The 12,461-nt window shown below is 72.3% G+C and carries 11 protein-coding genes and 1 pseudogene; 4 read left to right on the forward strand and 8 right to left on the reverse strand.

The window, feature by feature from the left end; genetic code table 11:
* Nucleotides 1-332: 332 nt before the first annotated feature.
* The 4 genes from QK440_RS34190 (at nucleotide 333) to QK440_RS34205 (ending at nucleotide 3,942) form a co-directional block, all read left to right on the forward strand.
* Entirely contained in the window at nucleotides 333-857 is a 525-nt protein-coding gene (locus tag QK440_RS34190; RefSeq protein ID WP_190139140.1) for a toxin-antitoxin system HicB family antitoxin, read from the forward strand.
* Entirely contained in the window at nucleotides 845-1,735 is an 891-nt protein-coding gene (locus QK440_RS34195) for a DUF4097 family beta strand repeat-containing protein (RefSeq protein ID WP_282797142.1), read from the forward strand. Before QK440_RS34190 ends, QK440_RS34195 begins: the two co-directional genes overlap by 13 nt.
* A 342-nt stretch (nucleotides 1,736-2,077) precedes the next feature.
* Nucleotides 2,078-3,670, forward strand: coding sequence for an acyl-CoA carboxylase subunit beta (locus QK440_RS34200; RefSeq protein WP_282797143.1), 1,593 nt, complete (start codon nucleotides 2,078-2,080; stop codon nucleotides 3,668-3,670).
* Between the two features lie 59 nt (nucleotides 3,671-3,729).
* Complete coding sequence (locus tag QK440_RS34205) at nucleotides 3,730-3,942, forward strand: acyl-CoA carboxylase epsilon subunit (protein WP_282797144.1); 213 nt, start codon at nucleotides 3,730-3,732, stop codon at nucleotides 3,940-3,942.
* Nucleotides 3,943-4,059: 117 nt separating this feature from the next.
* Here QK440_RS34205 and QK440_RS34210 read toward each other — a convergent pair whose 3' ends face one another.
* From QK440_RS34210 to QK440_RS34245, 8 genes and pseudogenes are all read right to left on the reverse strand, one after another.
* The gene (locus tag QK440_RS34210) at nucleotides 4,060-4,644 is read right to left on the reverse strand and encodes an ATP/GTP-binding protein (RefSeq protein ID WP_030361923.1); all 585 of its coding nucleotides are present in this window, start codon (nucleotides 4,642-4,644) and stop codon (nucleotides 4,060-4,062) included.
* The gene (locus tag QK440_RS34215) at nucleotides 4,625-5,299 is read right to left on the reverse strand and encodes a DUF742 domain-containing protein (protein ID WP_282797145.1); all 675 of its coding nucleotides are present in this window, start codon (nucleotides 5,297-5,299) and stop codon (nucleotides 4,625-4,627) included. Before QK440_RS34215 ends, QK440_RS34210 begins: the two co-directional genes overlap by 20 nt.
* 62 nt (nucleotides 5,300-5,361) lie before the next feature.
* Entirely contained in the window at nucleotides 5,362-5,775 is a 414-nt protein-coding gene (locus QK440_RS34220; RefSeq protein WP_030676106.1) for a roadblock/LC7 domain-containing protein, read from the reverse strand.
* 10 nt (nucleotides 5,776-5,785) lie between these two features.
* Complete coding sequence (locus tag QK440_RS34225) at nucleotides 5,786-9,085, reverse strand: sensor histidine kinase (RefSeq protein ID WP_282797146.1); 3,300 nt, start codon at nucleotides 9,083-9,085, stop codon at nucleotides 5,786-5,788.
* Nucleotides 9,086-9,427: 342 nt separating this feature from the next.
* Complete coding sequence (locus tag QK440_RS34230) at nucleotides 9,428-10,030, reverse strand: ATP/GTP-binding protein (protein ID WP_282797147.1); 603 nt, start codon at nucleotides 10,028-10,030, stop codon at nucleotides 9,428-9,430.
* Complete coding sequence (locus tag QK440_RS34235; RefSeq protein ID WP_282797148.1) at nucleotides 10,011-10,415, reverse strand: DUF742 domain-containing protein; 405 nt, start codon at nucleotides 10,413-10,415, stop codon at nucleotides 10,011-10,013. The genes QK440_RS34230 and QK440_RS34235 overlap by 20 nt, the downstream gene beginning before the upstream one ends.
* Before the next feature lie 162 nt (nucleotides 10,416-10,577).
* A complete protein-coding gene (locus QK440_RS34240) occupies nucleotides 10,578-10,991 on the reverse strand; it encodes a roadblock/LC7 domain-containing protein (RefSeq protein WP_190139150.1) in 414 nt (137 codons plus the stop codon).
* Nucleotides 10,992-11,000: 9 nt separating this feature from the next.
* A pseudogene (locus QK440_RS34245) lies at nucleotides 11,001-12,461 on the reverse strand (hypothetical protein); the annotation flags it as partial.

Here is a 12,461-nt window from a genome sequence, read left to right on the forward strand (position 1 = left end):
GCGGTTGAATGTTCAACGAGAACGACTCTAGCGCGATTCAGTTCAATATTCAACAGAAAGCCTTGGAGGGTGTTGCGGCGCCACTGCGAGGCGGGGGTGGGGGTGGCGGAGGAGGGGGATGCGAAGGAGGGTGGCGCCACCCGTGGCGCCGCCCCCGGGGTGTGCTGTCGGACGGCCCGGGGCGCGGGTGTCGCCTGCTGGTCATCCGGTCACGGAGGGGGCGGCCCGCGGGGTCGGCCGAGGGGGTGGCCTGGCAGGGTGAGGGTGAGGCCGGGGCGACGCGGGGCCGTCAGGAACTTGCCATGGCACTATTGTGGTGCCATAGTGATGCCATGAATCTCACGCCGTATGTCGACCATCTCCGACAGGAGCTCGCGGTCGCCGCCGAGGCCGGCGGGGAGGACGCGCGCGCGGTCGCCGAGCGTCTGATCGCGCCGCTCGAGTCGGCCACCCGGCTCACGATGCTGAACGTGCTGTCCGCGGCCATGGACGAGGTTACCCGCGACCTCGCCCCCGGCTCGGTCGACGTGCGGCTGCGGGGCGGCGACCCGGACTTCGTGGTGACGCCCCCGCCCGTCGTCGAGGCCTTCGAGGCACCGGCCGCGGCGGCGCCGGCCCGCCCCGCGCCCGCCCCGGCCCCCGCGCCCGATGCCGAGGACGGCGGCACCGCGCGGATCAACCTCCGGCTGCCCATGCACCTGAAGGCGCAGGCCGAGGAGGCCGCCGCGGCGGAGAACCTGTCGGTCAACGCCTGGCTGGTCCGCACCGTCGCCGACGCCCTCCGGCCCCGCGACCCGGCCCCGGTGTCCCACAGCGTCCCGGGCGGCGGCAGCAGCTTCACCGGATGGGCGCGCTGAGCCCCTTGCACAACCACCACCAGGACGAGGACGGCAGCATGCCAACGTTCGACACCCCCCAGCCCATCCACGTCTCGGTGCAGCTCGAGCAGGGGTCGCTGCGGATCACCGCGAGCGACCGCGCCGACACCGTCGTCCACGTGCGCCCGAGCACCGAGTCGCGCGCGCCCGACGTCCGGGCCGCCGAGCGCACCCGGGTGGAGTACGCGAGCGGACGGCTCCTGGTGAAGGGCTTCAAGGACCGGTCCCTGTTCAGCAGGAGCTCGTCGGTGGACGTGGAGATCGCCCTGCCCGAGGGCTCCCACGTGCAGGCCGCCCTGTCCATGGGCGACTTCGCCGCCGAGGGGCGCCTCGGCGAGTGCGAGGTCAAGACGTCCATGGGCGACGTCAGGGTCGCCCGGGCCGGCTCGCTGCGCGCCGAGACCGGGTACGGCCTGGTGCACGTGGACCGGGCCGACGGCGCGGCCGACGTCACCACGGCCTCCGGCCGGGTGCGGCTCGGCGCGGTCGGCGGCACGGCCGTGGTCAAGAACTCCAACGGGGTCACGGAGATCGGCGAGGCCGGGGGCGAGCTGCGCGTCCGCTCGGCCAACGGCGACATCACCGTCGACCGCGCCGACGCCGGGGTCACCGCGAGGACCGCCAGCGGCGGCATCGAGATCGGCCGCGTGACCCGGGGCTCCGTCGTCCTGGAGACCGGCACCGGAAGGATCGACGTCGGCGTCGGCGAGGGCACGGCGGCCTGGCTCGACGTGCAGACCACGTACGGTACGGTGCGTCAGTCCCTCGGCCCGGCCAAGGGCCCCGACGACTCCGGCGAGACCGTCGAGGTGCGGGCCCGCACCTCGTACGGCGACATCCTGATCCACCGCGCCTGACGCCCGGCCGGGCGCTGGCCCGACCGGGCGCCGGACCCGCCGGCGCGTGGCCGGATCGCAGCCGGACCCTCCCGACCCCCCTGACCCCGCGTCCCGTGGGGCGCCTGTGGCGCTCTCGGGGGGACCGCGCGGCGACCCGCCCGGAGGGGGCTGTTCCGACGTCGGGGTGTGAGGGGAGTCTCAGTCGCCGTGTTGTGGAGTTCCTACAGCAGCGCACCCCTGTGACCAGTGACTTCGGCTGCCTCGGGCGAAAGTTCTGTCCGAGGGTGCCAGGAAAACGCTGCGGAGACTGTGCAGAGTCGACGGTCCGTTTTCGTGCGTCCCCTTCGTAAGGTCGAGAGCATGACCGTTTTGGACGAGGCTGGATCTTCAGCGGGTGAGCCCACCGACGCGCGGGGCCGAGTGGCCGAATTGGCCGGCATCCGGGCCCAGGCCCTGGCCGGGCCCAGCGAGAAGGCGACCGAGGCGCAGCACGCCAAGGGCAAGCTGACCGCGCGGGAGCGGATCGCCCTGCTGCTGGACGAGGGCTCGTTCCACGAGGTCGAGCAGCTCCGCCGGCACCGGGCCACGGGCTTCGGCCTGGAGGCCAAGAAGCCGTACACCGACGGTGTCGTCACGGGCTGGGGCACGGTCGAGGGCCGCACGGTCTTCGTGTACGCCCACGACTTCCGCATCTTCGGTGGTGCCCTCGGCGAGGCGCACGCCACCAAGATCCACAAGATCATGGACATGGCCATCGCGGCCGGTGCCCCGCTGGTCTCGCTCAACGACGGCGCCGGCGCCCGCATCCAGGAGGGCGTCTCGGCCCTCGCCGGCTACGGCGGCATCTTCCAGCGCAACACCAAGGCCTCCGGCGTCATCCCGCAGATCTCCGTGATGCTCGGCCCGTGCGCGGGCGGCGCGGCCTACAGCCCCGCCCTCACCGACTTCGTGTTCATGGTCCGCGACACCTCGCAGATGTTCATCACCGGACCCGACGTGGTCCGCGCGGTGACCGGCGAGGAGATCTCCCAGAACGGCCTGGGCGGCGCCGACGTGCACGCCGAGACCTCCGGGGTGTGCCACTTCGCGTACGACGACGAGGAGACCTGCCTCGCCGAGGTGCGCTACCTCCTCACGATGCTCCCGCAGAACAACCGCGAGAACCCGCCCGCCGCCCCCTGCGACGACCCCGTCGAGCGCCGCTCCGAGGTCCTTCTCGACCTCGTCCCGGCCGACGGCAACCGCCCCTACGACATGGCGAAGGTCATCGAGGAGCTCGTCGACGACGGCGACTACCTGGAGGTCCACGAGCGCTGGGCGCGCAACATCATCTGCGCCCTCGCCCGCCTCGACGGCCAGGTCGTCGGCATCGTCGCCAACCAGCCGCAGACCCTCGCGGGCGTCCTGGACATCGAGGCCTCGGAAAAGGCCGCGCGCTTCGTCCAGATGTGCGACGCCTTCAACATCCCGATCGTCACCCTGCTCGACGTCCCCGGCTTCCTGCCCGGCGTCGACCAGGAGCACGGCGGCATCATCCGCCACGGCGCCAAGCTCCTGTACGCGTACTGCAACGCCACCGTGCCGCGCATCTCGCTGATCCTGCGCAAGGCGTACGGCGGCGCGTACATCGTGATGGACAGCCAGTCCATCGGTGCCGACCTCACCTACGCCTGGCCCACCAACGAGATCGCGGTGATGGGTGCCGAGGGCGCCGCCAACGTCATCTTCCGCCGCCAGATCGCCGCCGCCGAGGACCCCGAGGCCATGCGGGCGCGCATGGTCAAGGAGTACAAGGCGGAGCTGATGCACCCGTACTACGCCGCCGAGCGCGGCCTCGTCGACGACGTGATCGACCCGGCCGAGACCCGGTCCGTGCTGGTCAACTCGCTGGCGATGCTGCGCAACAAGCACGCCGACCTGCCTTCGCGGAAGCACGGCAACCCGCCGCAGTGACGGCGCGCCCCGCACGTCGCCGTCCCGCCGCGCAGCACCCCACAAGGAGATTGCCGCCCATGACGACTCCCACCGGCGTCCGCGCCGACATCCGCGTCGAGAAGGGCCACGCCGAGCCCGAGGAGGTCGCCGCCATCACGGCGCTCCTGCTCGCCCGGGCCGCCGCCCTGCCCGAGCCCGCGCCCGCCGTCCCCCACGGCGGCGACAGGGCCGGCTGGCGCCGCCTGGAGCGCACCCCCGGGTTCCGCGCCCCGCACAGCTGGCAGGGCTGAGCCCGCCCGTCCCTTCCGGACAGCCGCCCCTTGCGGGCGACGGACAACGCCGAGGGCCCCGTACTCCAGCGAGTACGGGGCCCTCTCGGCGTGCCGGGGCGGGGGCGGCGCCGGAAGCTACCGCAGGCGGGCCATCAGCGCGTGCTCGACCAGGGTGATCAGCGCGGACTTCGCGTCGGCCCGGTGCCGGGCGTCCGTCGTGATGATGGGGGTGTCAGGGCCGATCTGCAGGGCCTCGCGGACCTCGTCCGGGGTGTACGGCTGGTGGCCGTCGAAGCCGTTGAGGGCGATGACGAACGGCAGCCCGGAGTTCTCGAAGTAGTCGACGGCGGGGAAGCAGTCGGCGAGCCGCCTCGTGTCGACCAGGACGACGGCCCCGATGGCGCCGCGCACCAGGTCGTCCCACATGAACCAGAAGCGGTCCTGGCCGGGCGTGCCGAACAGGTACAGGATCAGGTCCTGGTCCAGCGTGATGCGGCCGAAGTCCATGGCGACCGTCGTGGTCGTCTTGTCGCCGGTGTGCGTCAGGTCGTCGATGCCTGCCGACGCGGAGGTCATCACGGCTTCGGTGCGCAGCGGGTTGATCTCCGAGACGGCTCCGACGAACGTGGTCTTGCCCACACCGAAGCCGCCCGCCACCACGATTTTCGCGCTGGTGGTGGAGCGGGCTGTTGCTCCGCCGCTAGAGCTTGCGAAGTCCACTGAGCACCCTTTCGAGCAGTGTCACGTCTGGCTGACCGCCGGCGGACTCGTCGCCGCCGGGCTGATGGATGGCGACAAGACCGGCCTCCGCCAGGTCGGCGACGAGGATCCGGGCTACGCCGAGGGGGATGGAGAGCAGTGCCGAGATCTCGGCGACCGACTTGATCTCGCGGCACAGGTTGCAGATGCGCTGATGCTCGGGCAACTGGCCCTGCAACTGATGCGGTTGTGCGGTGGTGTGCACCAGCGCCTCGATGGCGAGCTGGTAGCGCGGCCTGGTGCGGCCGCCGGTCATCGCGTACGGCCGCACCAGCGGGCTGGTGGCGGCCGGCGCCGGCTCGGGGGAGCGGCGCTGCGCGTGCTGGGGCTGGACACGCGGTGCGTACGGCTGCTGCCGGCCGTAGCCGCCCGGAGCCGGCTGGTTGTACGGCCGGCCCGGGACGGACTGGTCGTACGCGCCCGGGGCCTGCGCCTGCGGGCCGGGCTGCCGGTACGGCGGCTGGCGGCGGTGGCTGGGCGCGGAGGGGAAGTTGTACCGGTTCTGCGAACCGTCACCCTGACCCTGGCCGTGGCCGGCGGGCCAGTGGGCCGAAGACGAACCGTCTGGGGGTGTTGCAGCCACGTACTCCTCCTCCGAAACTGTGCCCGGCACCATCGCTGTGGAGCCGCGTCCCGAAACCTTACGGCCCCGGGACGCGAATACGCACCGTCTGTCTGTCAGTTGAGCAGGCTCCCCTGAAGCTCCGCGCGCAGGTCCGGAGTGAGCACCGTCCCGGCGCGGTCGACGAGAAGTGCCATCTCGTACCCAATGAGACCGATGTCCGCTTCTGGGTGGGCGAGTACGGCAAGGGACGACCCGTCAGAAATGGACATGATGAAGAGAAATCCTCGCTCCATCTCCACAACGGTCTGGGTCACCGAGCCGCCCTCGAAGATCCGGGAGGCCCCGGCCGTGAGGGACGTCAGACCCGACGCGACGGCGGCGAGCTGATCGGCTCGGTCGCGCGGGAAGCCTTCGGACATCGCCAGAAGGAGTCCGTCGGCGGAGACCACCACGGTGTGGGACACCCCGGGGGTGTTCTCCACGAAATTGGTGATCAACCAGTTAAGGTTCTGCGCCGCCTGGCTCATCGGGCTCACACTAACGCTCCTGGTTGTAGGTGCTATCAGGGCTGAAGCCCTGGCCATTCGTGTCACTGCCCGCGCTGCGGCCCTGCTGGACGCCGCGGCGCAGGTTGCTCAGCCTGCCCCGGACCTCCTCGGGGTCGCGGGAGACCTGGGGGCCGCCCTGCGGGGTCTGTTCCGCGGTGCCCTCGACCAGGTTGGCCTTGGGCACCCGCCGCGGAAGGCCGGACGAGGTGACCCCGCCCGCCTTGGGCTTCCGCAGCTTCTCGGCACGCTGCCAGCGCTCGTCGTTGGCCGTGCGCCAGCTCTGCGGGTCGCCGTTCGGGCTCTCGCCGTCGCGGCCCTCTTCGTCCTGTGCGGCCGAGGCGCCGCTGCCGTCCGCCGTCGTGCCGCCCCGGCGCGGCAGGCCCGCGCCGGTCAGCTCGTGAGCGGTCGAGGGGGTCGTCGGGGCAGGTCCCGGACGGTCGAAGCCTACGCGCTCGTGCTCGCCCGCGTCAGTCGCCGGGGCGGATTCCGCTTCGGGAGCGTAGTCGCCCTGGTACGGCTCCTGGTACCCGTCACGCAGCGGCCAGTCGTCCTGGTGGGACCGCTCGGGGTAGGCGACGAACGACTCCTGCGCGGTGCCGGCGGCGGCCTCGTGGCCGTCCTGACCGGGCTCCGCATACGCGCCGTCCTGGTAGCCGTCCTGCGTCGTGTAGTACGAGTCGTCGTACGCCTGCTGCGGCTGGTCGTACGTCGGCTGCGCGGCGTACTGCCCGTCGTAGCCGCCCTGGCCCTGCTCGTAACCGGGCACCTGGCCGCCGTCGTACGCGCCCTGCTGCGGGTCGTACGCGCCCGGGGTCCCGTCGTACGCGCCCTGCGAGCCGTCGTAACCGCCGGGCCCCGCGTGCTGCTGGTCGTAGCCCGCGCCCTGCCCGTACGCCTCCTGGCCGCCCTGCACCTCGTCGCGGAACAGCGGGCGCTCGGCGGCGGGCTGCTGGGCCGACTGGGCCTGCGCCTCCAGCGCCGCGCGGCGCTCCTCGCGCAGCAGCGAGCGGCCGACCGGGTCGAGCTGCCCGCCCTGTGCGCCCGGCTCCTGGTAGCGGCTGTCGTCGAAGCCCAGCTCGGCGGCGGTGCGCAGCTCCTCGGCCGGCTGCGCCTGCTGCTCGGGGATGATCGAGGAGACCGTGAACTCGTTGTCCTGCGGGTGGTGTTCGCCACCGCCGCCACCGTGCGTGATGTTCTCCGGCAGCATGACGAGCGAGGTGGTGCCCGCCTGCTCGCCCGAGGGGCGGAGCTGGACGCGGATGCCGTGCCGGTCGGACAGCCGGCCGACCACGAACAGGCCCATGCGCTGGGAGATCGCCGCGTCCACCGTGGGCGGGTTGGCGAGCCGGTGGTTGATGTCCGCGAAGTCCTCGGCGGTCAGGCCGATGCCCTTGTCGTGGATCTCGATCATCACGCGGCCGTCCGGCAGCCGGGTCGCGGTGACCTTCACCTTGGTCTGCGGCGAGGAGAACGTGGTGGCGTTCTCCAGGAGCTCGGCGAGCAGGTGCACGAGGTCGGTCACGGCCAGGCCGTGGATGTCGGCCTCGGGCACGCCCGACAGCTCGATGCGCTCGTACTGCTCCACCTCGGAGGAGGCGGCGCGCAGCACGTCCACGAGCGGCACCGGCTGGTCCCAGCGGCGGCCCGGCTCCTCGCCCGCGAGGACGAGGAGGTTCTCGCCGTTGCGGCGCATACGGGTCGCCAGGTGGTCCAGGCGGAAGAGGCTCTCCAGCTGGTCCGGGTCGGCCTCGTTGTTCTCCAGGTCGGTGATGAGGGTGAGCTGGCCCTCGATCAGCGACTGGTTGCGGCGCGAGAGGTTGGTGAAGATCGCGTTGATGTTGCCGCGGAGCAGGGCCTGCTCGGAGGCGAGCCGGACGGCCTCGCGGTGCACCTGGTCGAAGGCGCGGGCGACCTCGCCGATCTCGTCCGTCGTGGTGATCGGGATGGGCTGGACGCGGGTGTCCACGCGGCCCGGGTCGGTGCGCGAGAGCTGGTCGACCAGCATCGGCAGGCGCTGCTCGGCGATGCCGAACGCGGCGGTGCGCAGGCTGCGCATGGACCGGCTCATCTGGCGGGCCATGAAACCGGCCAGGACGAAGGCGGTGAGGAGGGCGACCACCACGATCGCGCCGGTGATGAAGGCGTCGGTCTTGGCGTCGTCGGCGATGCCGGAGGCCTCGGTCACGGCCTTGTCGGCGAGGTCCGCCTCGATGGCGCGGTACGCGTCGAACTTCGCCGTGGTGGCGTCCCACAGCGTCGTGGCGGTGACGCCCTGGTCCGCGAGCTCCTCGCGGGCGCTCGGCTGGGTGCTCGGCATGTTCGCGATCAGCCCGAGGGCCTTCTCGCCGCGCGGCAGCGGGACGTACTTCTCCCCCTTGGCCCGGGCGCGGGCCGCGGCCTCCTCCGCCTGCCTGTCGGCGTCGGCGGCCAGCTTCTTCTGGGCGTCCTCGAGCTTCTTGACGTCGGAGGGCGTACCGCCGCCGGTGTACTCCTGGATGGCGATGTTCTCCAGGTAGGCGTACGACGAGAACGCCATCTTCTGCTTGGCGAAGGCGGCCTGGGTCGGGCCGGGCTTCACCAGCAGGTGCGTGCCGATGGAGCGCTGCAGGGACAGCGCGGCCTTGCCGAGCGAGACGGCGTAGACGGTCCGGCCGTAGGAGGTGATGTTGCCGGTGCCGAGGCCGAGCTCGTTGGCGAACTCCATCAGGGGGTGCTGGATGGCGACGTACGCCTCCTCCGTCTCCACCCCGGGAAGCTTGGTGGTGTACGCGGCCTCGCGCAGGCCCTCCAGCTTCGGCTCGACCTTCTTGAAGCCGGCGAGCCGGCGCTCCAGGCCCTCCTTGTGCGGCATGTCGGCGGCGGTGTCGGCGAAGGCCCTGGCGGCCTCGTCGGTGGCCTTGCGCGCCTTGACGACCTCCGGGTCGTCCTTCTCGCCGCGCAGCAGCGGCGCGGCGGAGACGTCCCGCTCCTCGATGAGGCGGTTGCCGTAGTCCAGTGAGGCGCGCACCAGACGGGCCGTGGCCTCGGCGTCGCGGGCTTCGTCCCAGGTGTCGATGGCGCCCTTGACCTGGAAGCCGCCCATGACCAGGCCGACGAGCACGGGTATGAGGAGGATGGCGTTCAGGCGGGTGGGTACACGCCAGTTGCGCGGCGACAGCCGGCCGCCGCTGGCGGCCGGTGGCTCACTGCCGGGTACGTCCGCGGCCGGCTCCGCCGCTCGCGGGGGCGGGGTGAAGTTGCCCCGCGTGTCCCGATCCGGGGGTGCGGGGCTCGTCTTGCTTCGCCTCACTCGACCAACAACCTCTCGGCGGCGGCTCCCGCGCTGGTGCCGCTGTCGTCTCCAAGGGCCCGTGCTACTGGGCAGTTCAGCGCATTCCAGCACGTCAGGTGGTGCTCTTCCAAACAGTAGGAAGGGAGTGGCGCGAGTGGTGTAAGCCTCAGATAAATCGGTCATAAAGAGCGAGCCCCGCCAAAAGGCGGGGCTCATGTGAGCACAGTGAGACCGGCCGGTCGCGATGCGTGTTCGGCGTCGGCCGCATTCTCTGTCGAAACGTTATGAACACGGCAGTCGTCCGTGTCAAAGGACACAGATCGTTCCGTGCGATATACGGCAACTTCCGTATGTCTTCGCCTACTTGAGTCGTGCCATCAATGCGTGCTCGACCAGCGTAATCAAGCCACTCTTTGCTTCCGCACGCTGTCGCGCGTCGGTCGTGATGATCGGGGTGTCCGGTCCGATCTGCAGCGCCTCGCGGACTTCCTCGGGGGTGTACGGCTGCTGGCCGTCGAAGCCGTTGAGGGCGATGACGAACGGCAGCCCGGAGTTCTCGAAGTAGTCCACGGCCGGGAAGCAGTCGGCCAGGCGCCGGGTGTCGACCAGGACGATGGCGCCGATCGCGCCGCGCACCAGGTCGTCCCACATGAACCAGAAGCGGTCCTGGCCCGGCGTGCCGAACAGGTAGAGGATCAGGTCCTGGTCGAGCGTGATACGGCCGAAATCCATCGCCACCGTGGTGGTCTTCTTGTCACCGGTGTGGGTGAGGTCGTCAATACCGGCCGACGCCGACGTCATCACCGCTTCGGTACGCAGCGGGTTGATCTCGGAGACCGCGCCGACGAACGTGGTCTTGCCCACGCCGAAGCCGCCCGCCACCACGATCTTGGCGGAGGTGGTGGACCGGGCGACGGGAGCGGAGTCCGCGAAGCCGCCCACCTCAGAGCTTGCGAAGTCCACTGAGCACCCTTTCGAGCAGAGTCACATCAGGCTGGCCACCGGTGGTCTCGTCGCCGCCGGGCTGGTGGATCGCGACGAGCCCGGCCTCGGCCAGGTCGGCGACGAGGATGCGGGCGACGCCGAGCGGCATCGAGAGCAGCGCGGACACCTCGGCCACCGACTTCACCTCGCGGCACAGGTGGCAGATCCGCTGGTGCTCGGGGAGCAGCCCCATGAGCTGGGCCGGGTCCGCCGTGGTGCTGACCAGCGCCTCGATGGCGAGCTGGTAACGGGGCCGGGTCCGGCCACCGGTCATCGCGTACGGGCGCACCAGCGGCTGGTCACCCTCCATGCCGTAGCCGGCATGAGCGCCGTACGGGTCATGAGAGGCGGTGGGCGGGTTCATGGATCCTCCGGGCGGGACAGCAGTCGTCTGCGTTCCGTCTGACATCAGCCGGGTGGGGGCCTTCGGTGGCGGCCGGACGGTGGGTGGTTGCGTTCGGTCCGGTCCCCGGCCGGTGGGGCGGCCGGGGGCGGCTACGGCGGGCCGGGGGACCCGCGCGCCGGGCTAGTGGAGCAGGCTGCCCTGCAGTTCGGCGCGCAGGTCCGGGGTGAGGACGGTGCCCGCGCGGTCCACGAGCAGCGCCATCTCGTAGCCGACGAGGCCGATGTCGCACTCCGGGTGCGCCAGTACGGCGAGCGACGAGCCGTCGGAGATGGACATGATGAACAGGAAGCCCCGCTCCATCTCCACCACGGTCTGGGTGACGGCCCCGCCCTCGAAGATCCGGGAGGCCCCGGCCGTCAGGGAGGTCAGGCCGGAGGCGACGGCCGCGAGCTGGTCGGCGCGGTCGCGCGGGAAGCCCTCGGACATCGCGAGAAGCAGGCCGTCGGCGGAGACCACGACCGTGTGGGACACCCCGGGGGTGTTGTCCACGAAGTTGGTGATCAACCAGTTCAGGTTCTGTGCCGCCTGGCTCATCGGACTCAACTAACGCTCCTGCTGGTGAGTGGGGCGAGGGAAACTGCCGGTCTGGCCGGTTCCGGCCTGGCGGCCCTGCTGGATGCCCCGACGAAGGTTGGTCAGCCGGCCGCGCACGTCGTCGGGCGCGCGGGAGACCTGCGGACCCGAGCTGTCCTGCGCCTGCTGCGCGGTGCCCGCCACGAGGTTCGCCCGTGGCACGCGGCGCGGCAGACCGGAGGTGGTGACGCCGCCCGCGGTGGGCTGCCGGACGCGCTCGGCCTGCCGGCCCAGCTCGTCGTTGGGCGTGGCGCGCCACGTGGTGGTGCCGGTGGTGCTGCTGGAGTTCTGCGGTGCGCTCCGGCCGAACGGGCTGTCCGGCTGCGGGGCCTGCGGCGCCTGGGGCGCGGGATCCACCGGGCGCTGCGCGAGCGGCTCCGCGGGGGACTGCTGCTGCGCGTGCGCGCCCTGGGGTCGTGTGGCGCCGAGCGGCCGCTGCGGCTCACGCTGCGGCAGCCGCGCCTCACCGCGCCGCGGGAGACCGGGCTCGCGCTGCGGCAGCCGCGGCTGGGCACCCCCCGGCTCCTGGCCGCGGGCGCCGCGCTGCGGCAGGTCCGTGCGGTGGCCCGGCCCGGCGTCCGGACCGGCCTGGCGGTTCCGCTCGGCCTGCGCCCGCTCCTGCTCGGCCTGCGCCTGGCGCTCCTGCTCGGCCTGCTGCTGGGCCTGCGCCTGCTGCTGGGCCTGCTGTGCCTGCTGCTGTGCCTGCTGTTCGGCCTGCTGCGAGAACCAGTTGGTCTCCAGCGTGTCGTACAGCGGCGTACGGCCGTCGAGCGGCCCGGACGCGGGCGGCAGCGCCTCCGCCTCCGACTGCTGGGGCTGCTGCGCCTGCTGCGGGAGCTGTGCCTGGGGAAGCTGCTGGTGCGCCCCGGTCCGGTCCAGGTCCGCGTGCGGGGCCTGGTCGCGGTGCGGCGCGGGCGGACGCGGCACGTGGTGCTCGCCGCCCTGGTCGTACTCGGCGGAGGGGTGCGCGGGACCGCCCGCCCGGGGCGCCGCCGGAGCGGGCGTGCCGAAGACGTCGGAGCGCACGAACTCGCCGGTGCCCTGCGCGCCCGCGCCGCGGCCCTCGCCCTGGGTGCCGGGCGGCGGGCCGTCGAAGTCGGGGCGCTCGAACTGCGCGGTCGAGCCGGGGCCCTGCACGTCGCCACCGAGGCCCACCGGGCTCGGGAACTGCCCCGTCGCCTCGGGCTCCTCGTGACCCCGGGGGGTGTCGAAGGGCTCGCGCGCCACCTGCGGCTGCGCGTTCTCGTCGCTCCAGCTCGGGACGCGGGGCTGCTGCGGGGCACCGCCGGGCAGCTCGGCCCGCGGCCCGCCGCGCGGCGGGAGCTGCGGCCGGCGGCCCTGGTCACCGGCGCCGCCGACGGCTTGGCCCGCGTCGTTCGTCCGCTGCTGCGGCACCGGGGGCTGCGGCATGCCCGCGCCACCGCGGCCGCC

Source organism: Streptomyces sp. CC224B, assembly GCF_030010595.1.
GTDB classification, from domain to species: Bacteria; Actinomycetota; Actinomycetes; order Streptomycetales; family Streptomycetaceae; genus Streptomyces; species Streptomyces longispororuber.